31 protein-coding genes are annotated in these 26,122 nt (G+C 72.1%); 16 read left to right on the forward strand and 15 right to left on the reverse strand.

Annotated elements, in window-relative coordinates:
* Positions 1-93 precede the first annotated feature (93 nt).
* On the reverse strand, positions 94-954 hold the full coding sequence (gene folP / locus ACZ4YL_RS26675) for a dihydropteroate synthase (RefSeq protein ID WP_468119926.1): 861 nt from the start codon (positions 952-954) through the stop codon (positions 94-96).
* Positions 955-1,030: 76 nt separating this feature from the next.
* Between folP and ACZ4YL_RS26680 the strand changes: the two genes are divergently transcribed.
* Both ACZ4YL_RS26680 and ACZ4YL_RS26685 read left to right on the forward strand, forming a co-directional pair.
* Positions 1,031-1,384, forward strand: a complete 354-nt coding sequence (locus ACZ4YL_RS26680) for a DivIVA domain-containing protein (RefSeq protein WP_109781240.1) — start codon at positions 1,031-1,033, stop codon at positions 1,382-1,384.
* Complete coding sequence (locus ACZ4YL_RS26685) at positions 1,381-1,959, forward strand: DNA-3-methyladenine glycosylase I (protein WP_468119928.1); 579 nt, start codon at positions 1,381-1,383, stop codon at positions 1,957-1,959. The genes ACZ4YL_RS26680 and ACZ4YL_RS26685 overlap by 4 nt, the downstream gene beginning before the upstream one ends.
* 25 nt (positions 1,960-1,984) lie before the next feature.
* Here the strand turns inward: ACZ4YL_RS26685 and chcB are convergent, their stop codons facing one another.
* The gene (gene chcB, locus ACZ4YL_RS26690; protein ID WP_373040932.1) at positions 1,985-2,788 is read right to left on the reverse strand and encodes a 2-cyclohexenylcarbonyl CoA isomerase; all 804 of its coding nucleotides are present in this window, start codon (positions 2,786-2,788) and stop codon (positions 1,985-1,987) included.
* Positions 2,789-3,121: 333 nt separating this feature from the next.
* Between chcB and ACZ4YL_RS26695 the strand changes: the two genes are divergently transcribed.
* Positions 3,122-3,289, forward strand: coding sequence for a DUF3117 domain-containing protein (locus ACZ4YL_RS26695; RefSeq protein WP_003966491.1), 168 nt, complete (start codon positions 3,122-3,124; stop codon positions 3,287-3,289).
* A 131-nt stretch (positions 3,290-3,420) separates the two neighbouring features.
* On the forward strand, positions 3,421-4,038 hold the full coding sequence (locus ACZ4YL_RS26700) for a hypothetical protein (RefSeq protein WP_468119931.1): 618 nt from the start codon (positions 3,421-3,423) through the stop codon (positions 4,036-4,038).
* A 28-nt stretch (positions 4,039-4,066) separates the two neighbouring features.
* Here ACZ4YL_RS26700 and ACZ4YL_RS26705 read toward each other — a convergent pair whose 3' ends face one another.
* Positions 4,067-4,729, reverse strand: coding sequence for an O-methyltransferase (locus ACZ4YL_RS26705; protein WP_030385883.1), 663 nt, complete (start codon positions 4,727-4,729; stop codon positions 4,067-4,069).
* A gap of 178 nt (positions 4,730-4,907) precedes the next feature.
* Here ACZ4YL_RS26705 and sigE point away from each other — a divergent pair, with 178 nt between their 5' ends.
* The 5 genes from sigE (at position 4,908) to ACZ4YL_RS26730 (ending at position 9,270) form a co-directional block, all read left to right on the forward strand.
* Positions 4,908-5,687, forward strand: coding sequence for an RNA polymerase sigma factor SigE (gene sigE / locus ACZ4YL_RS26710; RefSeq protein ID WP_199810289.1), 780 nt, complete (start codon positions 4,908-4,910; stop codon positions 5,685-5,687).
* Positions 5,684-6,358 carry a zf-HC2 domain-containing protein gene (locus ACZ4YL_RS26715; protein ID WP_468119933.1) on the forward strand — a complete coding sequence of 225 codons (675 nt, stop codon included), beginning with the start codon at positions 5,684-5,686 and terminating at the stop codon, positions 6,356-6,358. The genes sigE and ACZ4YL_RS26715 overlap by 4 nt, the downstream gene beginning before the upstream one ends.
* Before the next feature lie 54 nt (positions 6,359-6,412).
* Entirely contained in the window at positions 6,413-7,834 is a 1,422-nt protein-coding gene (locus tag ACZ4YL_RS26720; protein WP_468119935.1) for a S1C family serine protease, read from the forward strand.
* Between the two features lie 118 nt (positions 7,835-7,952).
* Positions 7,953-8,399 carry a sec-independent translocase gene (locus tag ACZ4YL_RS26725; RefSeq protein ID WP_468119937.1) on the forward strand — a complete coding sequence of 149 codons (447 nt, stop codon included), beginning with the start codon at positions 7,953-7,955 and terminating at the stop codon, positions 8,397-8,399.
* 139 nt (positions 8,400-8,538) lie between these two features.
* A complete protein-coding gene (locus ACZ4YL_RS26730; RefSeq protein ID WP_468119939.1) occupies positions 8,539-9,270 on the forward strand; it encodes a hypothetical protein in 732 nt (243 codons plus the stop codon).
* Positions 9,271-9,354: 84 nt separating this feature from the next.
* Here the strand turns inward: ACZ4YL_RS26730 and ACZ4YL_RS26735 are convergent, their stop codons facing one another.
* The 3 genes from ACZ4YL_RS26735 to ACZ4YL_RS26745 form a co-directional block, all read right to left on the reverse strand.
* Positions 9,355-10,470 carry an Mrp/NBP35 family ATP-binding protein gene (locus tag ACZ4YL_RS26735; RefSeq protein WP_468119990.1) on the reverse strand — a complete coding sequence of 372 codons (1,116 nt, stop codon included), beginning with the start codon at positions 10,468-10,470 and terminating at the stop codon, positions 9,355-9,357.
* 90 nt (positions 10,471-10,560) lie between these two features.
* Positions 10,561-11,067, reverse strand: coding sequence for a DUF1003 domain-containing protein (locus ACZ4YL_RS26740; protein WP_468119992.1), 507 nt, complete (start codon positions 11,065-11,067; stop codon positions 10,561-10,563).
* Between the two features lie 172 nt (positions 11,068-11,239).
* On the reverse strand, positions 11,240-12,511 hold the full coding sequence (locus ACZ4YL_RS26745; RefSeq protein ID WP_468119941.1) for a magnesium transporter MgtE N-terminal domain-containing protein: 1,272 nt from the start codon (positions 12,509-12,511) through the stop codon (positions 11,240-11,242).
* 187 nt (positions 12,512-12,698) lie between these two features.
* On the opposite strand from ACZ4YL_RS26745, the gene ACZ4YL_RS26750 reads away from it, so the two are divergent.
* Entirely contained in the window at positions 12,699-13,490 is a 792-nt protein-coding gene (locus ACZ4YL_RS26750) for a hypothetical protein (RefSeq protein ID WP_468119943.1), read from the forward strand.
* Between the two features lie 74 nt (positions 13,491-13,564).
* Here ACZ4YL_RS26750 and ACZ4YL_RS26755 read toward each other — a convergent pair whose 3' ends face one another.
* Both ACZ4YL_RS26755 and ACZ4YL_RS26760 read right to left on the reverse strand, forming a co-directional pair.
* On the reverse strand, positions 13,565-14,080 hold the full coding sequence (locus ACZ4YL_RS26755) for a hypothetical protein (protein WP_468119945.1): 516 nt from the start codon (positions 14,078-14,080) through the stop codon (positions 13,565-13,567).
* A gap of 91 nt (positions 14,081-14,171) precedes the next feature.
* Positions 14,172-15,287: a magnesium and cobalt transport protein CorA gene (locus tag ACZ4YL_RS26760; RefSeq protein ID WP_468119947.1), complete on the reverse strand. Its 1,116-nt coding sequence runs from the start codon at positions 15,285-15,287 to the stop codon at positions 14,172-14,174.
* Between the two features lie 394 nt (positions 15,288-15,681).
* Between ACZ4YL_RS26760 and ACZ4YL_RS26765 the strand changes: the two genes are divergently transcribed.
* The 4 genes from ACZ4YL_RS26765 (at position 15,682) to ACZ4YL_RS26780 (ending at position 18,596) form a co-directional block, all read left to right on the forward strand.
* A complete protein-coding gene (locus ACZ4YL_RS26765) occupies positions 15,682-16,266 on the forward strand; it encodes a suppressor of fused domain protein (protein WP_189732741.1) in 585 nt (194 codons plus the stop codon).
* Between the two features lie 60 nt (positions 16,267-16,326).
* Positions 16,327-16,971: a DUF6758 family protein gene (locus ACZ4YL_RS26770; protein WP_468119949.1), complete on the forward strand. Its 645-nt coding sequence runs from the start codon at positions 16,327-16,329 to the stop codon at positions 16,969-16,971.
* Between the two features lie 80 nt (positions 16,972-17,051).
* Positions 17,052-17,915: a PHP domain-containing protein gene (locus ACZ4YL_RS26775; RefSeq protein WP_468119951.1), complete on the forward strand. Its 864-nt coding sequence runs from the start codon at positions 17,052-17,054 to the stop codon at positions 17,913-17,915.
* Between the two features lie 75 nt (positions 17,916-17,990).
* Positions 17,991-18,596 (forward strand): MarC family protein, encoded by a 606-nt coding sequence (locus ACZ4YL_RS26780; RefSeq protein ID WP_468119953.1) that lies wholly within the window; start codon positions 17,991-17,993, stop codon positions 18,594-18,596.
* Between the two features lie 99 nt (positions 18,597-18,695).
* Here ACZ4YL_RS26780 and ACZ4YL_RS26785 read toward each other — a convergent pair whose 3' ends face one another.
* The 3 genes from ACZ4YL_RS26785 to ACZ4YL_RS26795 form a co-directional block, all read right to left on the reverse strand.
* Positions 18,696-18,848 carry a hypothetical protein gene (locus ACZ4YL_RS26785; RefSeq protein WP_167745535.1) on the reverse strand — a complete coding sequence of 51 codons (153 nt, stop codon included), beginning with the start codon at positions 18,846-18,848 and terminating at the stop codon, positions 18,696-18,698.
* A gap of 97 nt (positions 18,849-18,945) precedes the next feature.
* A complete protein-coding gene (locus ACZ4YL_RS26790; protein WP_468119955.1) occupies positions 18,946-19,803 on the reverse strand; it encodes an alpha/beta fold hydrolase in 858 nt (285 codons plus the stop codon).
* A gap of 107 nt (positions 19,804-19,910) precedes the next feature.
* On the reverse strand, positions 19,911-21,848 hold the full coding sequence (locus ACZ4YL_RS26795; protein ID WP_468119957.1) for a DEAD/DEAH box helicase: 1,938 nt from the start codon (positions 21,846-21,848) through the stop codon (positions 19,911-19,913).
* Positions 21,849-22,319: 471 nt separating this feature from the next.
* On the opposite strand from ACZ4YL_RS26795, the gene ACZ4YL_RS26800 reads away from it, so the two are divergent.
* The gene (locus ACZ4YL_RS26800) at positions 22,320-23,078 is read left to right on the forward strand and encodes a ferritin-like fold-containing protein (protein WP_301366632.1); all 759 of its coding nucleotides are present in this window, start codon (positions 22,320-22,322) and stop codon (positions 23,076-23,078) included.
* A gap of 104 nt (positions 23,079-23,182) precedes the next feature.
* On the opposite strand, the gene ACZ4YL_RS26805 is transcribed toward ACZ4YL_RS26800, so the two are convergent.
* From ACZ4YL_RS26805 to ACZ4YL_RS26820, 4 genes are all read right to left on the reverse strand, one after another.
* A complete protein-coding gene (locus ACZ4YL_RS26805) occupies positions 23,183-23,485 on the reverse strand; it encodes a hypothetical protein (protein WP_468119959.1) in 303 nt (100 codons plus the stop codon).
* A gap of 109 nt (positions 23,486-23,594) precedes the next feature.
* On the reverse strand, positions 23,595-23,822 hold the full coding sequence (locus ACZ4YL_RS26810) for a DUF3107 domain-containing protein (protein WP_030011334.1): 228 nt from the start codon (positions 23,820-23,822) through the stop codon (positions 23,595-23,597).
* A 144-nt stretch (positions 23,823-23,966) separates the two neighbouring features.
* Positions 23,967-24,605 (reverse strand): TetR/AcrR family transcriptional regulator, encoded by a 639-nt coding sequence (locus ACZ4YL_RS26815; RefSeq protein WP_468119962.1) that lies wholly within the window; start codon positions 24,603-24,605, stop codon positions 23,967-23,969.
* 172 nt (positions 24,606-24,777) lie between these two features.
* Positions 24,778-24,993 carry a hypothetical protein gene (locus tag ACZ4YL_RS26820; protein ID WP_468119964.1) on the reverse strand — a complete coding sequence of 72 codons (216 nt, stop codon included), beginning with the start codon at positions 24,991-24,993 and terminating at the stop codon, positions 24,778-24,780.
* Positions 24,994-25,126: 133 nt separating this feature from the next.
* Here ACZ4YL_RS26820 and ACZ4YL_RS26825 point away from each other — a divergent pair, with 133 nt between their 5' ends.
* A complete protein-coding gene (locus tag ACZ4YL_RS26825; RefSeq protein ID WP_468119966.1) occupies positions 25,127-26,122 on the forward strand; it encodes an alpha/beta fold hydrolase in 996 nt (331 codons plus the stop codon).

Consider the following 26,122-nt stretch of genomic DNA (forward strand, 5'->3'; position numbering starts at 1 on the left):
CCATGCTCCTTTTCGACGCCGCTCTCGCGCGGCTCGGCGCTGGCGCGCCTCACCGGCTTCGGGCGGCTGCGCCGGCCTCCGGCCGTCGGGGCCTCAGGCCAGGCCGCGGCGGGCTACCGCCGGGGGGCGGTGGCCCTGGATGGAGCGGACCATGTCCAGGATCTGGCGGGTCTCCGCGACCTCGTGGACGCGGTAGACCTGCGCGCCCAGCCAGGCCGAGACGGCCGTCGTCGCCAAGGTGCCCAGCAGGCGTTCCTTGACCGGCTTGTCGAGGGTCTCGCCGACGAAGTCCTTGTTGGACAGGGAGACCAGGACCGGCCAGCCCGTCGCCGTCATCTCGTCCAGCCGGCGCGTGGCCTCCAGCGAGTGCCGGGTGTTCTTCCCGAAGTCGTGTCCGGGGTCGATCATGATCGCGTCCCGGCGGACGCCCAGCGCCGCCGCCCGCTCCGCCAGCCCGACCGTCACGCGCAGCACGTCGTCCATGACGTCCTCGTACGCGATCCGGTGCGGCCGGGTGCGCGGTTCCACCCCTCCCGCGTGAGTGCAGACCAGGCCCACGCCGTACCGCGCGGCGACCTCCGCGAGCTTGGGGTCCACCCCGCCCCAGGCGTCGTTGAGGACGTCGGCCCCGGCCTCGCACACGGCCTCGCCGACCTCGTGCCGCCAGGTGTCCACGCTGATCACCACGTCCGGGTGGCGGCGCCGGACCTCGGCCACGAAGCCGACCGTGCGCCGTGCCTCCTCGGCCGCGTCCACGTGCTCGCCCGGGCCCGCCTTGACCCCGCCGATGTCGATGATCGCGGCGCCCTCGGCGATCGCGTGCTCGACCCGGTCCAGCGCCGGCTCGTCGCGGAACGTCGCGCCCTGGTCGTAGAAGGAGTCCGGCGTCCGGTTCACGATGGCCATGATCACCGGCTCGTGGGTGTCGAACTCGCGCCTGCCCAGTCGCAGCATCCTGCTCTTTCCTCCTTCGGCGGCCCTTGCGCCTCGCCTGCGACCTTAACCTGGTGGCCGGAGTCTCTCAGGGGAGTTGATCGTGTTCTTCTTCTTGATGATCGCGCTGGTCGTGGTCGTGGCAGCGGTCACCCTGGCGGTGATCGGCGGCGGCTCGGAGGCCGTCCTGCCGGAAGCGGAGCCGGACCGGGTCGCCGACGGGCTGCCGGAGACCCGGCCCGTCGTACGGGCCGACATCGACGCGCTGCGGCTGCCGGTCGCCCCGCGCGGGTACCGGATGGCCGAGGTGGACGACGTACTGGAGCGGCTCGCGGCCGAACTGGCCGAGCGGGACGCGCGGATCGCGCAGCTGACGGCCGCGGCGGCGCCCGCCGCCGCCCCGTCGGACGCGCCCGGGCACGTCGACCTCAGCAAGGGCGGTGAGCGGTGAGCGGTTCGGTGGCGGGTGCGGACGGGCTGCTGCGCTGTCCGTGGGGGCTGTCCACGCCGGACTACGTCGTCTACCACGACACCGAGTGGGGCCGTCCGGTGCACGGGGACGACGCCCTCTACGAGCGGCTGTGCCTGGAGGCGTTCCAGTCGGGGCTGTCCTGGATCACGATCCTGCGGCGCCGCGAGGGGTTCCGCAAGGCCTTCGCGGACTTCTCGATCGCGGCGGTCGCGGAGTTCGACGACCGCGACGCGGAGCGGCTGCTGGCCGACGAGGGGATCATCCGCAACCGGGCCAAGATCGAGGCGACCCTGGCCAACGCGAAGGTCCTCGCCGGGTGGGAGCCGGGCGAGCTGGACACCCTGATCTGGTCCCACGCCCCCGAGGAACCGGGACCGGCCCCGCTGACGGTCACCGAGGTCCCGGCGGTCACGCCCGGGTCCACCGCCCTCGCCAAGGCCCTGAAGAAGGCCGGCATCCGCTTCGTCGGCCCCACGACGGCCTACGCCCTGATGCAGGCCTGCGGGCTGGTCAACGACCACCTGGCCGACTGCGTCTCCCGCGACCCGGCCTGAGCCCGGCCGGGTCGCGGCATGCGCGTCAGCGGCCGAGGTACTTCGGCGGCTGCTTCGCGAGGAAGGCCTGGACGGCGATGGAGTGGTCCTCGGAGGCCCCCGCACGGGTCTGGAGGGTGTCCTCGTGGGCCAGGGCCTCGGAGAGCGTGTGGGAGGCCCCGTAGGCCAGGGACTCCTTCAGCGCGGCGTAGGCGACGGTCGGGCCGGCGGCCAGCGTGCGGGCCACGGCCTCCGCCTCGGCGTGCAGGGAGTCCGCGGGCACGAGGCGGTTGACGATGCCGAGCTCGTACGCCTCCTGGGCCTTGATCGAGCGGGGGAACAGCAGCAGGTCCGAGGCGCGGGAGGCGCCGATCAGGCGGGGGAGGGTCCAGGAGACCCCGGAGTCGGCGGTCAGCGCCACCCCGGCGAACGAGGTGTTGAAGGAGGCGGTGTCGGCGACGACCCGGAAGTCCGCCGCCAGCGCGAAGCCGAAGCCCGCCCCGGCCGCGACGCCGTTCACGCCGGCCACCACGGGCTTCGGCATCTCGGTGAGCGCCCGCACGATGGGGTTGTAGTGGTCAGCCACCGTGGTCATGGTCAGCGAGGAGCCGGTCTCGCGGTCCGAGGCGAGGTTCCCGATGTGCTCCTTGAGGTCCTGGCCCACGCAGAAGGCCCGGTTCCCGGCCGCGGTGAGCAGTACGGCCCGTACGGCGGTGTCGGCGGCCGCCGCCTGGACCGCGTCGCGCAGGGCGACCTTGGCCTCGGTGTTCATCGCGTTCATCGCGTCCGGGCGGTTGATCGTGATGGTGGCGAGTCCGTCGGTCACTTCGTAGAGCACGCTGTCGGCCATGGCAGGGGGTCCCCCTTCGTCGCGGGCTTGGCTACCGGTCGGTACTGTCCGGTACAGAGGTCAGCATGGCGGACCGGACGTGGCGCGCACATGTGATGTGCGTCAAAGAAACCCGGTGCCGCTTCCCGGGTGCGGCGGCGAAGTATCGCAGGCGGATCCCCGAAATGAGTGGTTTTGGTCGAGCGCGTTGCCCAAGCGTTCCCATGCGATGTTGGTCATCGGGTCCTGACATGCGGGATAATGGCTGGGAAGCAATGTGTTCGATGCCGGGTATTAGGCGCCTGAATGGGGCCGTCGGCTGACGATGAGCTGGTTTCAGGAAGGGGAACGAGCATGGCGGCCATGAAGCCGCGGACGGGCGACGGCCCGCTCGAGGTCACCAAGGAGGGGCGGGGCATCGTCATGCGCGTACCGCTCGAGGGCGGCGGTCGGCTTGTCGTCGAGCTGACCCCTGATGAGGCGGACGCCCTGGGTGACGCCCTGAAGAAGGTCGTCGGCTGACCCCACGGGGGACACCGACAGCACTTCCACCTTCTGCTTTTCCGCATTCTCTGCGCTGCCCCGACCGCGAACCCGCGGCCGGGGCAGCGTTGTGTCGTCATCCCCGGACCCGAGCCTTCCGGAGCCGTGCCGTGTCCTTCACCCCGCCCGCGCCGCCCGCCTTCGCCGACTGCACGGCCCGGCAGAAGGCCGCCCGGATCCTCTCCGACGTGCTGGCACCGGCCCCTCTGGTGGTCGCACTGCTGCTGCTCGTCGGATGGCGGAGCACCATGTCGTGGGCCGGGCTCGGCTGGGGCCTGTTCGCCGCCCTGTTCTGCGGGTTGGTCCCGATCGGGATCATCGCCCTCGGCGTCCGCCGGGGCGCGCTGACCGACCAGCACATCCGGGTACGGCGTCAGCGGGTCGTCCCGATGGCCCTGAGCCTGGTCTCCGTCGTCGCCGGGGTCACGCTCCTGCACGTCCTGGGCGCCCCCCGGGAGGTGTTCGCGCTCGTCGTCGCGATGCTGGTGGGCCTGGTGTCCTCGCTGCTGGTCACGGTGGTCTGGCAGATATCGATCCACATGTCGGTGGCCGGCGGCACCGTGATGATCCTGCTGCTCGTCCTCGGGCTCCCGGTGCTCCCCGCGGTGCTGATCGCCGCCGCCGCGGGCTGGTCCCGGCTGGTGCTGAAGGCGCACACCCCGGCCCAGCTCCTCGCCGGCACCGCGCTGGGCGGTACGGCGGCCCTCACCTTCGCGCTCCTGAACTGATCCCGGCCCGCCGGCGACCCCGGGGGGCTCAGCGGCGCACGGCGCACAGCAGCCCGTCGCCCACCGGGAGCAGCGCGGCCTCCAGCGCGGGGCTCTCGCGGACGCTGCGCAGCAGCTCGCGGACGCGCAGCACCTCCACCGGCTGGGCCGCGGAGTCGACCGTGCGGCCGTCGGAGAAGACCCCCTCGAAGCACACCAGTCCGCCGGGACGCAGCAGCCGCAACGATTCGGCGAGGTAGTCGAGGGACTCGGAGGGGTCCCCGTCGCAGAAGACGAGGTCGTATCCGCCGTCCGCGAGTCGCGGGAGGACGTCGAGGGCGCGGCCGGGGATGAAGCGGGCGCGGTTGCCCGCGAAGCCCGCGGCGCGGAAGGCCTGGCGGGCGAAAGCCTGCCGGTCGGCTTCGGGATCCACCGTGGTCAGCACCCCGTCGGGGCGCATTCCGTGCAGCAGGTGGATGCCGGAGACGCCGGTTCCGGTGCCGATCTCGGCGACCGCCTTGGCGTCCGCGGTGGCGGCCAGCAGGCGCAGCGCGGCCCCGGTGCCGGGGGAGACGGACCTCAGGCCCGCTTCCCTGGACCGGTCGCGGGCCCATCGCAGAGCGTCGTCCTCGGCGACAAACGCGTCGGCGAACGCCCAGCTCGTCTGCCGGTTGCCGGTAATGACCCTCTCCTGTCCCCATAGTTGGCGCAACGGTGACTGTATCCGTTGACGTCGGGAACCCGCAGATGGGACCGGGCGTTGTGAAGGGTGGAGGCGGGATAAGAAGGGACGGTGCCGGGCAGATCGACGGCCGGGACCGCTCCAGGGCTTAAGTCCCGCGTAAAGATACTGCAAAAACACTTATCCGGAGCTGACAGAGGGGGTGGCTATGGTAGGGACTCCACTGGACACCACCAGAGCCGACAGGGGAGGTGCGGCTGCGCCTGTGGATCGTGGGGGCGTACTGAGACGCCTCTTCTGGTCGGCGGGTGAGCCGAAATCCGTGACCTACATTGCTGACCGCTTCCACACCGCCGACGCCGCAACCACCGCGACCTTTGCCGCCGATGCGGGCTCCCAGGCGTGGACCCCTCCTTCATGGGAGGAGATCGTCAGCACGCACAGCGCGCGGGTCTACCGCCTTGCCTACCGTCTGACGGGTAACCAGCACGACGCCGAGGACCTGACGCAGGAAGTCTTCGTCCGCGTCTTCCGCTCGCTGTCCACGTACACCCCCGGCACCTTCGAGGGCTGGCTGCACCGCATCACGACGAACCTGTTCCTGGACATGGTGCGCCGCAAGCAGCGGATCCGCTTCGACGCGCTCGGCGACGACGCCGCCGACCGGCTGCCGAGCCGTGAGCCGTCCCCGCAGCAGGTCCTGCACGACACCCACTTCGACGCGGATGTGCAGCAGGCGCTGGACACCCTCGCCCCCGAGTTCCGCGCGGCCGTGGTGCTGTGCGACATCGAGGGCCTGTCGTACGAGGAGATCGCCGCGACGCTCGGCGTGAAGCTCGGTACCGTGCGCAGCCGTATCCACAGGGGCCGTTCGCACCTGCGCAAGGCGCTCAAGCACCGGTCCCCGCAGGCCCGTGCCGAGCAGCGCGCGCTGGCGGGAGTGGCGATGGGCGCCCCCGGCGCCGGGGGAGAGGGCGGAGCCGAGTGAGCGACGTCAGTCCGTCACCCGCCGAACAGCACCTGGGCGACCGGCTTGCCGCCCTGGTGGACGGCGAGCTGAAACACGACGTCCGGGATCGGGTCCTGGCCCACCTGGCGACCTGCGCCAGGTGCAAGGCCGAGGCCGATGCCCAGCGGCGTCTGAAGACCATGTTCGTGGAGAGCGCGCCGCCGCCGCTGTCCGCGGGGCTGCTGGCGCGGTTGCAGGGGCTGCCGGGCGGCGGCCTCGACGATCCGTCGGGTCCCGCCGGCCCCGGCCGTCCCACCGACCCGGCACGCGGTGCGGGGGCCGACCCGTTCGACGCGTTCGCCTACGGACTGCCGGTCGCCGCCCGGCCGCGGCCGCAGGAGGGCTTCCGCATCCACGAGGTGGGCCGTCCGCGCCGGAGGTTCGCCTTCGTCGCCGCCGGGGCCGTCTCGCTGGCCGCTCTCGCGCTCGGCGGCGCCCTGCCGTTGGAGGTGGACCCGAACCTGCGAGGTGATTCCCCGGCCCCGGCCTCCAGGCCCGGCCCTGCCCTCCCCGTGGCCGATCAAGGGGCCCGTGACCGGCTTCCCAGCCCCGAGGCCGTCCCGACCCTCCTGTCGGCCGTGGCGACCCCGCTGCCGCCGCTCCAGCCCTCCCCGCAGCACCCGGCACGCCCGGTCTCCCTGCTGCGCTGACGCGGGACCTGGTTGAATCTGCGGCACATGCGCATAGGTACGCGGGGAGCGCCCATGGCCGACAGGCAGCAGACCGACCCGGCTCCGCAGTGGTGGAGCCGGCCCGAGGGGACGACCGAGGAGGGCCGCCGCGAAGCGGTTCCCGCGCCGCGGCCCGGAACCGGGGGCGAGGACCACGTACAGGACGCGGCCCCGGCCCCGGCCCCCGACGTGTCCGCCCCGGACGCGCCGGCCTCGGAAGGGTCTGCCCCGGACGAGCCGGTCCCGACCCCGGACGAGCCGGTCCCGACCCCGGACGAGCCGGCCGCGGTCCCCGCGGTGCGGTACGACCCCTGGGCCGCCGAGCCGTTGCAGGTCGTGGACCGGGGCCGGACGCCGCGCGGGATCCGGCTGTGGCAGGTGGTGGCCGTCAGCCTCGGAACTGCGCTGCTCGCCGGCGGGACCGGCGGCTACCTCGGCGTGCTCGCCGAGCGGCAGAGCGGCACCCGGCTGGAGCTCCCCCAGGCGGCCGGTGCCGCCGACCGGGGCCGCGCCCCCGAGAGCGTGGCCGGGATCGCGGCCACCGCACTGCCCGGCGTGGTGACCCTGCACGTGCGGGGCACGAAGGGCAGCGGTACGGGTACCGGCTTCGTGCTCGACCAGCAGGGACACATCCTGACCAACAACCACGTGGTGGCCGACTCCCAGGAGATAACGGTCACCTTCAGCACCGGCGAGAGCGTCACCGCCGAACTGGTCGGCCGCGACTCCGGCTACGACCTGGCCGTGGTCAAGGTCGGCGGGGTGCGCGGGCTCCGGCCGCTGAGCCTGGGGAACTCCGACAACGTGGAGGTCGGCGACCCGGTGGTGGCCATCGGCGCGCCCTTCGACCTGTCGAACACCGTCACCGCCGGCATCATCAGCGCCACCGGCCGGCCCGTCACCGCGGGCGGCGACAAGGGCGACGGCAGCGACATCAGCTACGTCGACGCGCTGCAGACCGACGCCCCCATCAACCCGGGGAACTCCGGCGGCCCGCTCCTCGACGCGAAGGCCCACGTGGTCGGCATCAACAGCGCGATCCGCGGAGCCGACAAGGAAGATCCCACCCGGCAGGGCGGCTCCATCGGGCTCGGCTTCGCCATCCCCGTCAACCAGGGCAAGCGCGTCGCCGAGGAGATCATCCGCACCGGCCGCGCCACGCACCCGGTCATCGGGGTCACCCTCGACATGGACTACTCGGGCGACGGGGCCCGGGTCGGGGACAAGGGCGAGGACGGCAAGCCGTCCGTCGTCGCCGACGGACCGGGCGCGCGCGCCGGGATCCGGGCCGGGGACGTGATCACCAAGGTGGACGGCCAGCGGGTCCGCGGCGGCGACGAGCTGATCATCAAGATCCGCGCCCACCGCCCGGGCGACCCGCTGACCCTCACCGTGCTCCGCGACGGCCGCGAAAGCACACTGAAATTGGTCCTCGGATCGGCGAACGGCTCATGAGCGCGGGATGACAGCCGGGTGAAACCGCCGCGGAGGCGGTACACAGGTATGGGCCCGTGGACAACGCCGGGTACCGTGTGTCGGGGCCCGAAGTGAGAGAGAGCCGAGGAGCGGCAAGGTGTTCAACGACATAGGCGCACTCGAACTTGTCACGATCGTGGTGCTCGGCATCCTCGTCTTCGGACCGGACAAGCTGCCCAAGGTCATTCAGGACGTCACGGGCTTCATCCGGAAGGTCCGGGCGTTCTCGGACAGCGCGAAGAACGACATCCGCTCCGAACTCGGCCCGGAATTCAAGGACTTCGAGTTCGAGGACCTGAACCCGAAGACCTTCATCCGCAAGCAGCTGACCGAGAACGAGGACCTCAAGGAGATCCGCACCAGCTTCGATCTCCGCAAGGAGCTCAGCGACGTCTCCGATGCCGTCAAGAGCTCGGAGGACGGCGCCGCCCCGGCCTCCCCGGCCGCGGCCGCCACGCCCGCCGTGACCGGCCCGGACCTGCTGAAGAAGCCCGCCGCCCCCGCCCCGGACGAGCGCTCGCGCTTCGACGCCGACGCCACCTGACGCGCGGCCTGCCCGGCGATCCGCGGTCGGATGGCTATCCTCCATCTGTCCGGATCGCAGGACGCCCGAGGGAGGGGGTCCCCCCAGCACAGCGAGGGGGAGGGCCGTTCCGGACCCCACGGAACGAGAGGCCGCCCAGATGGAGACGACGAGCAGCAGCCGGGTAGGGGCGCAGACCGCGGAGGCCCCCGCCCCCGCAGACGCACCCGCCCAGGAGCCGGATACCGGCCCACAGAGCGATACGCAGCCACAGGAGGCCCCTGCGCCCGTACCGGCGGCCCGCCGGACGGCCGAGGGGTTCCTGGCGGCCGACTTCCCCTGGTACGGGCTGGACGGGGCCTTCACCGGCCCCCGCTGGCTCATGCAGGTCGGCACCGCCGCCGACGGCACGGTGGAGCACGGCTCCACCGGCCACGGCGACGAGCCCTCCGCCCGGGGCGAGATCGCCACCGGTGAGAAGGAGCGCTTCGCGGTGGTCATCACCGTGGCGAGCAACCCGCTGCGCCGCAGCAGCGACGGCACCGGCGTCCTGGAGGCCACCTCGGTCGCCTCGGCGGCCTGGCTGGCCGGCTCCGGACTGCTGGCGTACAGCTGGCCCGGACAGATGGACCACTCGCTGCGCGACGACTGGCTGGACCAGCAGACCGAGGCCGCGTGGGAGCTGGCGGACGACCTGGCCGGTGAGGACTGGTCCACGCTGTCGCTGCCGGTGGACGGGGAGCCGACGCCGTTCCACTACCGCGAGTCGGAGTTCGGGTGGGTGCTGGCCGGCTCCACCGGGAGCGGGGTCCACCTGGGCGCGTACGGCCGCGGGATGAGCGCGTACGGCCTCGGCTTCTCCGCGATCGCGGACCTCGGCTCGTACCAGTAGCGGGTCACGGGTATCGGGTGACGGGGACCGGTACGGGGAAGGGCGCCGCTCGGCGAGCGGCGCCCTTCCCCGTGGTACGGACGGTCAGAACTTGTTGCGCGGGGTGATGCCCAGCGACATGCCCGACAGGCCGCGCGCCCGGCCGCCCAGCTTGCCCGCGATCGCGCGCAGGGCCGCGCCGGCCGGGGAGTCCGGGTCGGACAGGACGACGGGCTTGCCCTCGTCGCCGCCCTCGCGCAGCCGGACGTCGATCGGGATCGAGCCCAGCACCGGCACCGTCGCGCCGACCGTCTTGGTCAGGCCGTCGGCGACCTTCTGGCCGCCGCCCGAGCCGAAGACGTCGACCATCTCGTCGCAGTGCGGGCACGGCAGGCCCGACATGTTCTCGACCACGCCGACGATCTTCTGGTGGGTCTGCACGGCGATGGAGCCGGCCCGCTCCGCGACCTCTGCCGCGGCCTGCTGCGGGGTGGTGACGACGAGGATCTCCGCGTTCGGCACCAGCTGGGCCACGGAGATCGCGATGTCACCCGTACCCGGCGGCAGGTCCAGCAGCAGCACGTCCAGGTCGCCCCAGTACACGTCGGCCAGGAACTGCTGGAGCGCGCGGTGCAGCATGGGACCGCGCCACACCACCGGGGCGTTGCCCGGGGTGAACATGCCGATGGAGATGACCTTCACGCCGTGCGCCGACGGCGGCATGATCATGTTCTCGACCTGGGTCGGACGGCCGTCCACACCCAGCATGCGCGGCACGCTGTGGCCGTAGATGTCCGCGTCGACCACGCCGACCTTCAGGCCGTCCGCCGCCATCGCCGCGGCCAGGTTCACCGTGACGGAGGACTTGCCGACACCGCCCTTGCCGGACGCGACCGCGTACACACGGGTCAGCGAGCCCGGCTTGGCGAAGGGCACCTCGCGCTCGGCGGTGCCGCCGCGCAGCGTGGCCGCCAGGTCCTTGCGCTGCTCGTCGCTCATCACGTCGAGGGAGACGGCGACGGAGGTGACGCCCGCGACCTTCTCGACGGCCTCGGTGACGTTCTTGGTGATGGTCTCGCGCATGGGACAGCCGGACACCGTGAGGTAGACCGTGACGGCGACCTCGCCGCCCTCACCGATCTCCACCGATTTGACCATGCCGAGCTCGGTGATCGGCCGGTGGATCTCGGGGTCGTTCACCGTCGCCAGCGCGTCCAGGATCGCGTCCTGCTCAGGCACGGCGGCGGCGGAGCTTGTGTCGGTAGCCATGCCCCGATGGTACGGCTCGGTAGCAGGCCGCAGGAAAGCCCGTCAGCGGTCGCCTTCATCACGTTCGGCGGGGAATAGACGCCGCTCGTCCATCTCCTTGATCAGGTCCTGGAACTCGGACCTGATCCAGTCGCGGGTGGCGACCTCGCCCAGACCCATCCGCAGGGCGGCGATTTCCCGGGTCAGGTACTCGGTGTCGGCGATGGACCGCTCGTTCTGCTTGCGGTCCTGCTCGTGGGTGACCCGGTCGCGGTCGTCCTGCCGGTTCTGCGCGAGCAGGATCAGCGGAGCCGCGTAGGAGGCCTGGAGCGACAGCATCAGCGTCAGGAAGATGAACGGGTAGGGGTCGAACCGCAGGTCGTCCGGCGCGTAGATGTTCCACAGCACCCAGACGATGATGACCAGGGTCATCCAGACGATGAACCGGCCGGTGCCCAGGAACCGCGCCACCCGCTCCGACAGCCGTCCGAAGGCCTCCGGGTCGTACTCGGGCAGCAGCGATCGGCGCGGCGCGCGCGGCAGGTCCAGGCGCACCCGCCCGCGCGTCAGCGCGCTCGACCCGCTCGACGACTTCGCCGAGCGCTCGCCGGAACGTTCCGCCGCCTCCGCCGCCAGCCCGTGCTCGCGCGCCTGCACCCGCGCCTGCTCGCGCCGCTCCCGGATCTGCTCGCGGCGCCGCTCGCGCGCCTGCTCGCCCCGACCCCGGTCGAAGCGTCCTCGCTCAGCGGCCACCGACTGCCTCCTCGGAATGGAAGTCCGTCTCCCGCCAGTCGTCCGGCAGCAGGTGGTCCAGCACGTCGTCCACGGTCACCGCGCCCAGCAGCGAGCCGCTCTCGTCCACCACCGGCACCGCCACCATGTTGTAGGCGGCGAGGTGCGTGGTCACCGCGGGCAGCGAGGCGTTCGGGCGCAGCGGCGGCAGGTCCGTGTCCACGATCGAGCTGACCAGCGTGAACGGAGGGTCCCGCAGCAGCCGCTGGAAGTGCACCGTGCCCAGGTACTTGCCCGTCGGCGTCTCGTCCGGCGGCCGGCACACGTACACCTGCGCCGCCAGCGCCGGAGACAGGTCCGCCTGCCGTACGCGGGCCAGCGCGTCCGCGACCGTCGCGTCCGGCCGCAGCACGATCGGCTCGGTGGTCATCAGACCGCCCGCGGTGTTCTCCTCGTAGGACAGCAGGCGGCGCACATCGGCCGCGTCGTCCGGCTGCATCAGCGTCAGCAGCCGCTCCTTGTCGTCCTCCGGCAGCTCGGAGAGCAGGTCGGCCGCGTCGTCCGGGTCCATCGCCTCCAGGACGTCGGCGGCGCGCTCCTCCTTCAGCTTGCCGAGGATCTCCACCTGCTCGTCCTCGGGCATCTCCTCCAGCACGTCCGCGAGCCGGTCGTCGTCGAGGGCGTTGGCCACCTCGGCGCGCCGCTTGGGCGTCAGGTGGTGCAGCACGTTCGCCACGTCGGCCGGGCGCATCTGCTCGAAGGTGGCGACCAGGTTCTCGGCGCCCTGCCCGTGCTCCTCCAGCGAGAAGCCCGTCACCGCCGACCACTCCACCGTCAGGGCCTCGCCGCGCCGGCGCAGCGCCCCCGACTTGCCCTTCCGTACGAAGATCCGGTCGATCTCCCAGTCCCGGCGGGCCGGCAGCTGCTGGATGGCCACGTCCAGGACGGTGACCTCCTCGCCGCTCGCGACCAGCGTCACCCGCCGGTCCAGCAGCTCGCCCAGGACCAGGCGCTCGGTCGGGCGCTGCTCGAACCGCCGCATGTTGATCACACCGGTGGTGATGACCTGCCCGGACTCCACACCGGTGACCCGGGTCATCGGCAGGAAGATCCGGCGCCGGCTGACGACCTCGACCACCAGGCCCAGCAGCCGCGGCGGGCGGCCGCCGACCCGGAGCATCGCGACGAGGTCGCGGACCCGGCCGACCTGGTCGCCGTTGGGATCGAAGACGGGCACACCCGACAGATGCGAGACGAAGATCCGCGGGGCGCCTGCAACCATCCGAGCGCCTCCTAGTGCGTCGATCAAGAGTCGTGCCGCCCCTCAGGCTAGCCCGTGCCGCCCGAAAGCGTCCTGGTGGGGCGGTCCGCCCGGGGGCGGGCGAACACCGGGGCGCGGTCGCGGGGCGCGAGGTACGGGCGGGTACGCTGCCTGCTGCTCGCAGACGACCGACGAGAGGCACCCGCCCGTGACCGCCTACTTCCCTGCCGCGCGGCTGCGCCGGGCCGCCTTCATCGGCGTGCTGTGCGCAGGCCTCGCCGTCACCGGTACGGGCTGCGGGGAGGACCCCGACGAGGGCACGAACGGGGTCGGCAAGCTGTCCGCCGACAAGATCGAGGCGAAGGCGAAGGCGGCCGCGACGGAGGCCGACTCGGTCCACCTGTCCGGCACGCTGGTGAGCGGCGGCAAGTCCTTCACCCTCGACATGCGGCTCAAGGCGGACGGCGGCTCCGGCGAGGTGAAGTCCAACGAGGACACCTTCCAACTGCTGCGCGTGGGGGAGCAGCTGTACCTGAAGGCGAGCGCGGCGTTCTGGGGCCAGTCCGACTCGGCCGGCAAGCTCGGCGACAAGTTCGTGAAGGTGCCCGAGGGCGACCCCTCGTACAAGCAGTTCCGCGGCTTCACCGACATGGACGTGCTGCTGGACGGGCTGCTCGGGCTGGAGGGCAAGCTCGCCAAGGGCTCGTACACCAAGGTCGGGCACACCCGCGCGGTCCAGGTCACGGCGGACGCGGGCAAGGGCGGCAAGCTCTCGGTGTCGTTGGAGGGGACCCCCTACCCGCTGCTCATGGAGCGCGCCGGCGGCGCCGGCCGGGTGGAACTCGCGGAGTGGGGCAAATCGTTCCAGCTGGACCCGCCCGCGCAGGACCAGACGGTCGACTACGGCACCCAGCTGCCGACGACGAAGGACCAGAGCGGCGGGCCCGCCCCGGCCCCCTCCAAGGGCTCCGGCCAGGGCGCGAACCCCACCAAGCCGTAACGCTCCGCGGGTCGGGCGGGTCGGCGGCGCCGCAGGCGGATCTGGTCGTGCCGGGGCCGTGCGCGTGCCGGGCGTCAGCCCCGGGCGGCCTTCTTGCGCTTCAGCAGGAGCTTCGGCAGGGCCGCGGGGACCGGCCTGCGGGTCGTCGCCGGGGAGCCCAGCGGGGCCGCGGCCAGCGAGCCGTCCGGCAGTTCGGACCGCACCGATTCCGGCTCCAGCCGCAGCAGTCGGCACTCCCGCGCCCACCGCTCGGTCATGTCCTCCGAGTCGGGCGCGTTCAGCCGCTTGCCCTTGAGCTCGGCCACCGCCGCCGCCCATTCCTCGCCGCGGGGCGGGAGTTCCCGTACCGTCGCCGTCCAGGCCACCAGCCGGCCGCCCTTGTCCTTGCTCCGCACGGTCACCTCGGCGCTCGCACCGTCCGCCAGCCCCGGGAACGGCTGCTCGCCGGGCCCGTCGCCCAGCACGTGGGCCGCGCCGTCCACCCAGGCGTGCCACAGGGCGCGGTCGGCCCCGTCGCCGCGCACCCAGATCAGGCCGGACTTCTTGGTGGCCTCCTCGACGAGGGCCAGGTCGAGCGTGCTGAGAGTCATGCCGACAGGGTAGGGGGTCGCTCCCCGCGCGCGAGCGGGCGTCCCGGCCCGCAAGACCCGGCCCGCAAGACCCGGCGCGGGCGGGCCCGCCTCAGAGCCAGCCGTTGCGGCGCAGCGCGCGGTGGATGGTGAAGCAGGAGGCGGCGATGGCGGCCATCACCATCGGATAGCCGTAGCGCCAGTGGAGCTCCGGCATGTGGTCGAAGTTCATGCCGTACACGCCGCAGATCATCGTCGGCACGGCGACGATCGCCGCCCAGGAGGTGATCTTGCGCATGTCCTCGTTCTGGGCGACCGTCGCCTGCGCGAGGTTGGCCTGGAGGATCGAGTTCAGCAGCTCGTCGAAGCCCACCACCTGCTCGTGCACCCGCGCCAGGTGGTCGGCGACATCGCGGAAGTACTTCTGGATGTCCGGGTCCACCAGCCGCATCGGCCGTTCGCTCAGCAGCTCCATCGGACGCAGCAGCGGCGAGACCGCCCGCTTGAACTCCAGCACCTCGCGCTTGAGCTGGTAGATGCGACCCGCGTCGGCGCCGCGCGCACTGCCCTTGGCAGGGGCGGCGAAGACCTCGCTCTCCACCTCGTCGATGTCGTCCTGCACCGCCGCCGCGACCGCGATGTAGCCGTCGACCACGTGGTCGGCGATGGAGTGCAGGACCGACGAGGGACCCTTGGCGAGCAGGTCCGGGTCGTCCTGGAGGCGGTGGCGCAGCCCCTTGAGGGACCCCTGTCCGCCGTGCCGGACGGTGATGACGAAGTCGGGGCCGGTGAAGCACATCACCTCGCCGGTCTCCACCACCTCGCTGGTGGCGGTCAGTTCGGCGTGGTCGACGTAGTGGATCGTCTTGAAGACGGTGAAGAGGGTGTCGTCGTAGCGCTCCAGCTTCGGCCGCTGGTGCGCGTGCACCGCGTCCTCCACGGCCAGAGGGTGCAGCCCGAAGGTCGCGGCGATCCCCGCGAACTCGGCCTCCGTCGGCTCGTGCAGGCCGATCCAGGCGAAACCGCCGTCCTCGCGGACCCGGCGGATCGCCTCACGGGGCGTCAGACACACCGGACCCAGCATCCGCCGCCCGTCGCGGTACACGGCGCAGTCGACCACCGCGCTGCTCGCCGACGGGTCGCGGGTGGTGTCGTAGCCGGGCTGTACGGGGGTGGCCCTGCGCAGGGCCGGGCGAACGGCGGCACGCAGGTAGGGCAGCATCGACATGGCAGGCTCCTTCTCGCGCACGGCTGCGGACCGTACGGGTGGGAGACCCTCCACCGCATGCGGGCGGGCAGGCCCGGGCAGGGGGAGGGAACAGGACGGGAGGACAACGTTCTGCCGTCGCTCTTCTACTGATCAGCGGATCAGACGGATCGAGCAGATCAAAGGGGGCGGGATGCGCCCGTCACAGAAGTGGAAGAGCGATTGGTACTGCACGATCGACTTCGGTCCACCGCAGCCCCACCTCCTCCGGCCGGTCCCCCGTGAGGGACGTCCTGTTGCCGGGGCACTGAAACACCGCTTCTGCGTGCGGCCCCGAACAGCTGTCAACACTATCAGCCGACGGATGGTCAAGACCCGCCCTTTACCCGCCTGATACGAGTTCTATGCTCGCTTCATGGCAGAAATTCTGGCCCTCGTGGAGGCCCGGCTGCGCACGGCGTTCGGTGAACCCGACGCACGCGCCGCCGTCACCTTCCTGGGCACCGACCGCATCGAGGTACTCCGTTTCGCCGAGGGCGACCTCGTGCGGTACGCGACCCTCGGGATGTCCGCGCACCCGATGACCGATCCGACCGCTGTGGTCGCCGACCCCGTACGGGGCCCGCGCGCCGAGCTCGTGCTGACCGTACGGGCAGGACTGGCGGCCACCGACAAACTCCTGCGGCCGCTCGCGGTGCTGGCCGCGTCCCCCCAGGTCGAGGGGCTGATCGTGGCCCCGGGGGCCTCGCTGGACGTGGGTGAACCGCTCTGGGACGGGGCCCCCTTCAGCTCCGTCCTCGTGGCGGAACCGGGCGGTCTGGTCGAGGACCTGGAGCTCGACGAGCCCATGGACCCGGTGCACTTCCTGCCCCTGCTGCCGATGACGGCGAACGAGGCAGCCTGGAAGCGCGTGCACGGAGCGGCCGCCCTCCAGGAACGCTGGCTCGCGCGCGGAACGGACCTGCGGGACCCTGTGCGCAGCGCTGTCGCACTGGACTGAGGGCCCGGACGGGTGAGCGTGCCTTGACTGGGGGCCGGGCGGGGAGGAGCGTGGCTTCTTATGAGGGGTGAACCAAGTTGCCCGAAGTGCGGCGGCCGGGTCAGGGCTCCCGGACTCTTCTCCGACTCCTGGCAGTGTGCGGTGCACGGCGCTGTCCACCCCCTGCAACCCGTCATCCCGCCGAGCGTCGAAGGTCTGAGCGTCGTGGCGCACCGGGCGCGGGTGCCGGTGTGGATGCCGTGGCCCCTGCCGGTGGGGTGGCTGTTCACGGGGGTCGCGTCCGCCGGTGACGACCGCAGCGGTGGCCGGGCGACGGCGGTGGCCTGTTCCGGCCCCGGCCCGCTGGGCGGGATCGGCGAGCTGCTGCTGATCGCGGAGGAGCTGGGCGTGGGCCTCGGCGCGCGGTACGCGGGCATCGACGGCGTCGATCCCGGCTCGTCCATCAACGTATCGGCGCCGCCCCACGCCAAGGTGGTCGCGGCGGGCCGCCCGACACCGCTGTGGCACGTGGCCGGCGGCCCCGACGACCGGGCCGTCTTCGCCGGCGAGGCGCGCGGCCTGTGGCTCTGGGCGATCGTCTGGCCGGAGCAGTCCGGCCTGCTGATGTACGACGAGCTCGTCCTCACCGACCTGCGCGACGCGGGAGCCGAGGTCGAGCTCCTTCCGTGCGGGGCCCTGAGCCCCCGCATCCTGGGCCCTGCCTGACGGCCCGGTGGGGCCTGAGGGGGTCCGCGGCCCGGTTATCCTGGAGTGTCCCCCGTACGTACGACCCATGGAGCCAGGCTGTGCGCATCGACCTGCACGCCCACTCCACGGCCTCCGACGGTACGGACACCCCCGCCGAGCTGATGCTGGCCGCCGCCGGCGCCGGGCTGGACGTGGTCGCGCTGACCGACCACGACACCGTGCGCGGATACGGCGAGGCCCTCGCGGCCCTGCCCGCAGGACTCACGCTGGTGACCGGGGCCGAACTGTCCTGCCGGCTCGACGGGGTCGGCGTGCACATGCTCGCGTACCTCTTCGACCCCGAGGAGCCCGAGCTGGCCCGGGAGCGGGAGCTCGTCCGTGACGACCGCACCCCGCGCGCCCGGACCATGATCGGCAAGCTCCAGGACCTCGGCGTCGACGTCACCTGGGAGCAGGTGGCCCGGATCGCCGGTGACGGCTCGGTCGGGCGGCCGCACATCGCCACCGCCCTCGTCGAGCTGGGCGTCGTACCCACCGTCTCGGACGCCTTCACGCCCGACTGGCTCGCCGACGGCGGCCGCGCGTACGCCGAGAAGCACGAGCTCGACCCGTTCGAGGCCGTGCGCCTGGTCAAGGCGGCCGGCGGGGTCACCGTCCTCGCGCACCCCGCCGCCGTCAAGCGCGGCCGGTGCGTCTCCGAGTCCGCGATAGCCGAACTGGCGACCGCGGGCCTGGACGGCATCGAGGTGGACCACATGGACCACGACGCCGACACCCGCACGCGGATGCGCGGCCTGGCGGCCGACCTCGGCCTGCTGACCACCGGGTCCAGCGACTACCACGGCAGCCGCAAGACCTGCCGCCTCGGGGAGTTCACGACCGACCCCGAGATCTACGGCGAGATCACGCGCCGCGCGACGGGGGCCTTCCCTGTGCCGGGCGCCGGCGGACGCGGGCGCTGACCGGCCGGATCCGGCCCGCTCCACCCGTCCCACACTTCTTCTTCGCGACACCCCTCTCTTCTGCAAGGCATCACTGTGTTTGATTTCGCCGTCTTCGGATCCCTTTTTCTCACCCTTTTTGTGATTATGGACCCCCCGGGGATCACGCCGATCTTCCTCGCCCTGACCTCCGGCCGCCCCGTCAAGGTGCAGCGCCGCATGGCCTGGCAGGCGGTCTGCGTGGCCTTCGGTGTCATCGCGGTCTTCGGTATCTGCGGCCAGCAGATCCTGGACTACCTGCACGTCTCCGTCCCGGCGCTGATGATCGCCGGTGGTCTGCTGCTCCTGCTCATCGCGCTGGACCTGCTCACCGGCAAGAACGACGAGCCGAAGCAGACCAAGGACGTGAACGTGGCCCTGGTCCCGCTGGGCATGCCACTGCTGGCGGGGCCCGGCGCGATCGTGTCCGTGATCCTGGCCGTCCAGAAGGCCGACGGCGCCGCGGCAGAGGTGTCGGTCTGGGCCGCGATCGTGGCCATGCACGTCGTGCTGTGGATCACCATGCGCTACTCGCTGGTGATCATCCGGGTGATCAAGGACGGCGGCGTCGTCCTCGTCACCCGGCTCGCCGGCATGATGCTCTCGGCGATCGCCGTCCAGCAGATCATCAACGGCGTGCTCCAGGTGATCGACGGAGTCTGAGGCCGAGGCCCCGCCTCGCAGCCGCCGCCCGCGGCCGCTCATGCGAACGCCCCCGCACCGGGATCGGTGCGGGGGCGTGAACGTTTTTCGTGCGATGCGTCAGCAGGACGCACTCTCGGCCGGTCGGATCAGGATGCGCTGGCCGACGGCTGCGGCCTGCTGCACGATCCGGTTGACGGAGGCCGCGTCGACGACGGTGCTGTCCACGGCGGATCCGTCGACGTCGTCCAGGCGCAGAATCTCGAAGCGCATGGGGCTTCTCCCTTCGTCAGTGTTTCTCCTTGCACTGGTCCAACGAAGTGTAGGCCGCAATCATTCCCTACGCTAAGGAAATTTTTTCACTGGCTAACTACACGCCGGTGCAGGAGTCCCAGAACGAGACCAGCTCGCGCGCCGTCGTGGCCGGGTCCTCGGCGTTCGGGGAGTGATCCGTCCCCGGCACGATCACCCGCCGCGCACCCAGGCGCCGGGCCGTCTCGTCCAGCAGCGGCACCGGCCAGGCCTGGTCCACGGCCCCGGACAGGACCAGCTTCGGCAGGTCGACGCGGCTCAGCTCCGCCACCCGGTCCGGCTCGCAGATCAGCGTCCGGCCGGTGACGATCAGCTGCTCGGGGACGGTGGCCAGCCACCGCTCGCGCAGGAAGTGCGCGAGCTCGGGGGAGTCCGCGGCCGCGTCCTCGGGATCGTGGGCACGCATCGCCGCCCAGATCCCGGGCATGTCGTCGCCCATCGCCTCCAGCGCGGCGACCAGCAGCTTCGTCCGGGCCTGCTGGTCCTCGGAGATCGCGGCCGGCCCGCTGCTCATCAGGGTGAGGGAGGCGAAGGGCGAGGGGTCGCGCAGCACGGCGGCGCGGGAGATCAGCCCGCCGAGCGAGTGGCCGACCAGGTGCACGCGGTCCTCGCCCAGCGCGCGGACCTGCGCGAGGACGTCCCGCGCCAGCTCCTCCAGGGCGTACGGAGCCTCCTCGCGCGGGCCCGGGGTCTCGTGCTGGCCGCGGCCGTCCACGGCGACGACCCGGTACCCGGCGGCCGCCAGCGGCTCCAGGAGGCCGATGAAGTCCTCCTTGCTGCCCGTGAAGCCGGGGACCAGCAGGGCGGTGCCGCGTACGGGCTCACCGGCCTCGTGCACGGCGAAGGAGCCGCGCTCGGTGGTGAGGAGGTACGCGCGGGCGGCGGAGGGCGGCGTGAGACGCGGAGGCTTGCTCATGGCCCGAGGTTACCGGCCCGTACGGTGCCCGGCACGGCCCGGGCAGGCCGATGGCCCCGGCCCCCTCGGAAGGGGATCGGGGCCATCGGCGGGGTGCTGCGTAAGGCTTACGCCTCCGGCGCGGCCACAGCCTTGCGGGTGCGGGTGCGCTTCGGCTTGACCGGGGCCTCCTCGGCCACGGCGGCGGTCTCGGCGACCGGAGCGGCCTCCGCGACCTTGCGGGTGCGGGTGCGCTTCGGCTTGACCGGGGCCTCCTCCGCCACCGCGACGGCCTCGGCGGCGACCGGAGCGGCCTCCGCGACCTTGCGGGTGCGGGTCCGCTTCGGCTTGACCGGGGCCTCCTCGGCGGGAACCTCGGCGACCGGGGTCACCGCGGCGGCCGGGGCAGCCTTGCGGGTGCGCCGGGCCCGGACGGGCTCGACCAGCGGCGGCATCTGGAAGTCCGGCTCCGGCTCGGCCGCGACGACCTTGCGGGTACGGACGCGCTTCGGCCTGGCCGGAGCCTCCTCGGCGACCGGGGTCACCGGGGTCACCGGGGCGGCCTCGACGACCGGAGCCGGGGCGACCGGCGCGGCCTCGACGACCGGCGCGGCCACGGGGGCCTGGACCGGCACGGCGGCCACACGGGTGCGGCGGCGGCGCGGACGGCGCGGCTCGTCGGCGGCCGGGGCCGCGGGGGCCTCGGGCGCCTGGGCCGGGGTCACCGCGGCGGTGGCCTCGACGCCCTCGGCGAGCTCCGACCCGCCCCGGGTACGGCGGCGCTGGCGCGGCGTACGGGTACGGGCCGGACGCTCCTCGGTCACCACGGCGGCGGCCGCCGGACCGGAGCGGCCGCCACGGCCACCGCGGCCGCCGGTCTCGCCCAGGTCCTCCAGGTTCTCGGCCTTCAGGCCGGCCCGCGTGCGCTCGGCGCGCGGCAGGATGCCCTTGGTGCCGGCCGGGATGTTCAGCTCCTCGAACAGGTGCGGGGACGTGGAGTACGTCTCGACCGGCTCGTGGAAGTCCAGCTCCAGCGCCTTGTTGATCAGCTGCCAGCGCGGGATGTCGTCCCAGTCGACCAGGGTGACGGCGATGCCCTTGTTGCCCGCGCGGCCGGTGCGGCCCACACGGTGCAGGAAGGTCTTCTCGTCCTCCGGCGTCTGGTAGTTGATGACGTGGGTCACACCCTCGACATCGATGCCGCGCGCGGCGACGTCGGTGCACACCAGCACGTCGACCTTGCCGTTGCGGAACGCGCGCAGCGCCTGCTCGCGCGCACCCTGGCCCAGGTCGCCGTGGACGGCGCCGGAGGCGAAGCCGCGCTTCTCCAGCTGCTCGGCGATGTCGGCCGCCGTGCGCTTGGTACGGCAGAAGATCATGGCCAGGCCACGGCCCTCGGCCTGCAGGATGCGGGAGACGAGCTCCGGCTTGTCCATGTTGTGCGCACGGAAGACGTGCTGCGTGGTGTTGGCGACGGTCGCGCCCTCGCCGTCCTCGGAGACGGCGCGGATGTGGGTCGGCTGCGTCATGTACCGGCGGGCCAGGCCGATGACCGCACCCGGCATGGTCGCCGAGAACAGCATCGTCTGACGCTTCGCGGGCAGGTACGCCATGATCTTCTCGACGTCGGGCAGGAAGCCCAGGTCGAGCATTTCGTCGGCCTCGTCCAGGACGAGGGCCTTGACGTGGGAGAGGTCGAGCTTCTTCTGCCCGGCCAGGTCGAGCAGGCGGCCCGGGGTGCCGACGATGATGTCGACGCCCTTCTTGAGCGCCTCGACCTGGGGCTCGTACGCGCGGCCGCCGTATATGGCGAGGACGCGGACGTTGCGGACCTTGCCCGCGGTCAGGAGGTCGTTGGTGACCTGGGTGCACAGCTCGCGGGTCGGAACCACCACGAGGGCCTGCGGGGCGTCGGTCAGCTGCGCGGGGGTAGCGCGGCCGGCCTCGACGTCCGCGGGGACGACGACCCGCTCCAGCAGGGGAAGGCCGAAACCGAGCGTCTTGCCGGTACCGGTCTTGGCCTGGCCGATGACGTCCGTGCCGGAAAGGGCGACGGGGAGGGTCATCTCCTGGATCGGGAAGGGGGACACAATGCCGACGGCCTCAAGGGCTTCGGCCGTCTCGGGAAAGACCCCGAGGTCTCGGAACGTAGTCAGGGTGCTGCCTCTTCTGTGAGACGCGGCGCGAGGCGGCGAGGGGGGTCGTACCGTGCCGTGCTTGCAGTACTGCTACGTACGAAGCTGCGCGGGACCACTAGCCTTCGCTCAAGCGCATCTGCCGCTGAGGGGGCCCCTCGTGGGAGGCGGTACGCATGAACGTACGCACCGCACCGAGGGCGGTCGGTTGGAGCCGATCGGGCCACCGACCGGGCATCCTCATTCGGATGGCCCGCCGAGTATTCGGCAGGCGCATTACCACTGTACCCCGGAATCGCGCAGGTGTGTCGGGTGAATTCACCGGGTAGGCGCGTTTAGCTGGACAGGCAAGGAACCGCCGTGGTGACTTGGAGGGCCATTCGGCGGGCTATTGTGCGGAGCATGTCGACCGTAGAAAACGCCTCGCCCGCCGACGACAGCGCCCCCACCGAAGCCGTGGGTATCGCCTCCCAGGACTGGGCCGCCGCCTCTGCCTCGCCGCAGTACCGGGCCGCCGTCGTGGACCTGCTCGGCGCGCTCGCCTACGGAGAGCTCGCGGCCTTCGAGCGCCTGGCGGAGGACGCGAAGCTCGCGCCCACCCTGGACGACAAGGCCGAGCTCGCCGCGATGGCCTCCGCCGAGTTCCACCACTTCGAGCGGCTGCGGGACCGCCTCGCGGCGATCGAGGTCGAGCCCACCGCCGCCATGGAGCCCTTCGCGAAGGGCGTCGACGACTTCCACCGCCAGACCGCGCCGTCGGACTGGCTGGAGGGCCTCGTCAAGGCCTACGTCGGAGACTCCATCGCCAGTGACTTCTACCGTGAGGTCGCCTCCCACCTGGACACCGACACCCGCGCCCTCGTGCTCGGCGTGCTCGACGACACCGGCCACGGCAACTTCGCCGTCGAGAAGGTCCGCGCGGCGATCGAGGCGGACCCGCGCTGCGGCGGCCGGCTCGCGCTGTGGGCCCGCCGGCTGATGGGCGAGGCCCTCTCGCAGGCCCAGCGCGTGGTCGCCGAGCGCGACGCTCTCTCGACCATGCTCGTCGGCGGCGTCGACGGAATGGCGGCCGGCTTCGACCTGGCGGCCGTCGGCGAGATGTTCACCCGCATCACCAAGGCGCACACCAAGCGGATGGCGGCCCTCGGCCTCGCCGCCTGACCGCACGGCGGCCGCGAGGCTCCGTACCCGCTCCACACGTCGGCCCCGGCGCGCACACCGCGCGCCGGGGCCGACGTACGTGGTTCAGCGGTCAGGGGTCGGGGTCAGCCCCGCGACGGGAGTGAAAACGGAGTCCTGTGGGACGGCCTGCGGGGCCCTGCGGCCGGACGGAGCAGCAGGGACAGGACCACGGCCGACACCAGCACCGATCCGATGAGCGTCGCGGTCAGGGTGTTGTGCCCGGGCCCCAGCGCGAAGTGGGTGAGATACGCCCCGAACAGCGCTCCCAGCACCCCGCTGACCAGTACCACTGTGCGGGAAGGCAACCGGCGCGTGAGCACCCGGGCGGCTGTCGCGGACAGGGCGAGGCCCAGGAGTGCGGAGCCGAGCACTTCCATCAGCAGCATGAGGTCTCTCCCATACGTCAGGGCAAACCGGGTCACTGCGGTCCTACCCGAAGCGGAAGAAACAGAAACGGCCCGGTGGGATCAACCACCGGGCCGTTTCCAACAGTTCTCAGAGCGCGCCGAAACCGACCTTGCGCACGCTCGGCTCGCCCAGGTCGACATACGACAGGCGGTCGGACGGCACCAGGACCTTGCGGCCCTTGTTGTCGGTGAGGCTCAGCAGCGGCGCGGTGCCGGACAGAGCGGCGGTGACGATGCTCTCCAGCTCCTCGGCGCTCAGGTCGCTCTCCAGCACGATCTCCCGGGGTGCGTGCTGCACGCCGATCTTGACCTCCACGGCTTTGTCCCTCCGACGATCCGGTTCGCGCGATCAGCCGCGCCGTACGCGGTCCACATTAGCCCGGTGAGGGGACACGGACCGCGCAGAGCGGACACGCTCGCAGCGAACAGCGGCCGACGGGAGCCCGCGGAAGCCGGTCCCTCAGGACTCCGTGCCGTGCAGCGGGAAGCCGGCGATACCGCGCCAGGCGAGCGAGGTGAGCAGGCCGACCGCCGTCTCGCGGGCGACCGGGCTCTCGCTGGAGAGCCAGTAGCGGGCCACGACCTGCGAGACCCCGCCCAGGCCCACGGCCAGCAGCATCGACTCGTCCTTGGACAGGCCGGTGTCCTCGGCGATGACGTCGGAGATGGCCTCGGCGCACTGCAGCGAGACGCGGTCGACGCGCTCGCGCACCGCCGGCTCGTTCGTCAGGTCGGACTCGAAGACCAGCCGGAAGGCGCCGCCCTCCTCCTCCACGTACGCGAAGTAGGCGTCCATCGTGGCCTCGACGCGCAGCTTGTTGTCCGTCGTGGACGCGAGGGCGGTGCGCACGGCCAGCAGCAGCGCCTCGCAGTGCTGGTCCAGCAGCGCCAGGTAGAGGTCGAGCTTGCCGGGGAAGTGCTGGTACAGCACCGGCTTGCTCACGCCGGCCCGCTCGGCGATGTCGTCCATGGCCGCCGCGTGATACCCCTGCGCGACGAAAACCTCCTGGGCCGCGCCCAGCAGCTGGTTGCGCCGGGCTCGGCGCGGCAGTCGCGTGCCCCGCGGACGCGCTGCCTCGGTCTGCTCGATGGCTGTCACGCCGCCTCCCACTTTCTCTAAGAACACAGTGCGCTCTGCGCCGCGCCGCCATCGTACTTTTCGGTAACCGAATCTGGAGGGTTCAAGCCGAGTTTTCTCGCGGTACGGACGGCCCGGAGGCGCTGGTCAGCGGTTTGATCAGCGGTTTGGTCGGTGCTCGGTCGGCTGCGGGTCAGCGGTAGTCGTCCTCGTCCAGCGGCACCACCCGCGCCTGCTCGACGGCATCGCCGTCCGTGACCCCGTCCGCAGCGCGCTCGGTGATCGGGTCGTCCTCGTCCGGCCGGAGATCGGCCAGCTGCTCCGCCACATCCGCCTCGGGCGCCTCAGGATCGAGGGATTCCGGAAACTGCTCCCGGAAGGTGTCCGGCTCCGCAGGGTCGACAGTCATGCCGCTCCCCTCGCTTCCTTGTGCTCACTTACGAGCCTAGGAGGATCGCGGAGGCACCGCTATACGGATCCGGCCTGTGTCTGTGACGGCGAACACAAGAAGTGGAACGTGATCGTCTCGTAACATTGCCCGCATGTCTTCGACCGAGCTGCCGGGCGTACGGTCCACCGCCGAGCTGTCCTCCCAGACGGGAGCCGTTCGGGTGGCCGAAGGGGAGCAGCTGCGCACCGCCGTGCTGCCCGGCCTGGAACTGGCCGTCCGGGTCCGCCCGCCCCTGCGCACCGGGCTGCCACCCGCCCTGTTCGTGCACGGACTCGGCGGTTCCTCGCAGAACTGGTCGGAGCTGATGGCGCGGCTGGCCGACTCCGTCGACGGCGAGGCCATCGACCTGCCGGGCTTCGGCTGGTCCCCACCACCCGCCGACCGGGACTACTCCGTCACCGCCTTCGCCCGCGCCGTCATCCGGCACCTCGACGCCGCCGGGCGCGGCCCGGTCCACCTGGTCGGGAACTCCCTCGGCGGAGCCGTCTCCACCCGCGTCGCGGCCGTCCGGCCCGACCTGGTGCGCACCCTGACCCTGGTCTCGCCCGCCCTGCCCGAGCTGCGGGTGCAGAAGTCGGCCGTGCCGACCGCGCTGCTCGCCGTGCCCGGGATGGCCGCGCTCTTCAACCGGCTGACGCAGGGGCTCAGCGCCGAGCAGCGCACCCGCGGGGTGACGGAGCTCTGTTACGGAGACCCCTCCCGGGTGACACCCGAGGGATTTCGCAACGCCGTGGAGGAGATGGAGCGGCGGATGGCCCTGCCGTACTTCTGGGAGGCGATGACCCGCTCCTCGCGCGGCATCGTCGACGCCTACACCCTCGGCGGCCAGCACGGACTGTGGCGGCAGGCGCAGCGGGTTCTCGCGCCCTCGCTGCTGGTCTACGGTGGCCGGGACCAACTGGTCTCGTACCGTATGGCGCACAAGGCGGCCGCGGCCTTCCGCGGTTCGCGGCTGCTGTGCATGCCCGAGGCAGGACACGTGGCGATGATGGAGTACCCCGAGGCGGTGGCCGCCGCGTTCCAGGAGCTGCTGAGCGACACCGGAACGGGCGAGGGTGACCGATATACCGAAGACGGCAGAGGCTGA

The sequence above is a fragment of the Streptomyces sp. NPDC030021 genome (assembly GCF_055574035.1).

Excerpts from the sequence above, each read along its gene's own strand:
- folP (WP_468119926.1), bottom strand. The coding sequence starts at position 954 with ATGCTGCGACTGGGCAGGCGCGAGTTCGACACCCACGAGCCGGTGATC.
- ACZ4YL_RS26755 (WP_468119945.1), bottom strand. The coding sequence starts at position 14,080 with ATGACTCTCAGCACGCTCGACCTGGCCCTCGTCGAGGAGGCCACCAAG.
- ACZ4YL_RS26720 (WP_468119935.1), top strand. The coding sequence starts at position 6,413 with ATGGCCGACAGGCAGCAGACCGACCCGGCTCCGCAGTGGTGGAGCCGG.
- ACZ4YL_RS26795 (WP_468119957.1), bottom strand. The coding sequence starts at position 21,848 with ATGACCCTCCCCGTCGCCCTTTCCGGCACGGACGTCATCGGCCAGGCC.
- ACZ4YL_RS26770 (WP_468119949.1), top strand. The coding sequence starts at position 16,327 with ATGAGGGGTGAACCAAGTTGCCCGAAGTGCGGCGGCCGGGTCAGGGCT.
- ACZ4YL_RS26805 (WP_468119959.1), bottom strand. The coding sequence starts at position 23,485 with ATGCTGCTGATGGAAGTGCTCGGCTCCGCACTCCTGGGCCTCGCCCTG.
- ACZ4YL_RS26730 (WP_468119939.1), top strand. The coding sequence starts at position 8,539 with ATGGAGACGACGAGCAGCAGCCGGGTAGGGGCGCAGACCGCGGAGGCC.
- ACZ4YL_RS26760 (WP_468119947.1), bottom strand. The coding sequence starts at position 15,287 with ATGTCGATGCTGCCCTACCTGCGTGCCGCCGTTCGCCCGGCCCTGCGC.
- ACZ4YL_RS26695 (WP_003966491.1), top strand. The coding sequence starts at position 3,122 with ATGGCGGCCATGAAGCCGCGGACGGGCGACGGCCCGCTCGAGGTCACC.
- ACZ4YL_RS26800 (WP_301366632.1), top strand. The coding sequence starts at position 22,320 with ATGTCGACCGTAGAAAACGCCTCGCCCGCCGACGACAGCGCCCCCACC.
- ACZ4YL_RS26765 (WP_189732741.1), top strand. The coding sequence starts at position 15,682 with ATGGCAGAAATTCTGGCCCTCGTGGAGGCCCGGCTGCGCACGGCGTTC.
- sigE (WP_199810289.1), top strand. The coding sequence starts at position 4,908 with ATGGTAGGGACTCCACTGGACACCACCAGAGCCGACAGGGGAGGTGCG.
- ACZ4YL_RS26820 (WP_468119964.1), bottom strand. The coding sequence starts at position 24,993 with ATGACTGTCGACCCTGCGGAGCCGGACACCTTCCGGGAGCAGTTTCCG.
- ACZ4YL_RS26745 (WP_468119941.1), bottom strand. The coding sequence starts at position 12,511 with ATGGTTGCAGGCGCCCCGCGGATCTTCGTCTCGCATCTGTCGGGTGTG.
- ACZ4YL_RS26790 (WP_468119955.1), bottom strand. The coding sequence starts at position 19,803 with ATGAGCAAGCCTCCGCGTCTCACGCCGCCCTCCGCCGCCCGCGCGTAC.
- ACZ4YL_RS26825 (WP_468119966.1), top strand. The coding sequence starts at position 25,127 with ATGTCTTCGACCGAGCTGCCGGGCGTACGGTCCACCGCCGAGCTGTCC.
- chcB (WP_373040932.1), bottom strand. The coding sequence starts at position 2,788 with ATGGCCGACAGCGTGCTCTACGAAGTGACCGACGGACTCGCCACCATC.
- ACZ4YL_RS26785 (WP_167745535.1), bottom strand. The coding sequence starts at position 18,848 with ATGCGCTTCGAGATTCTGCGCCTGGACGACGTCGACGGATCCGCCGTG.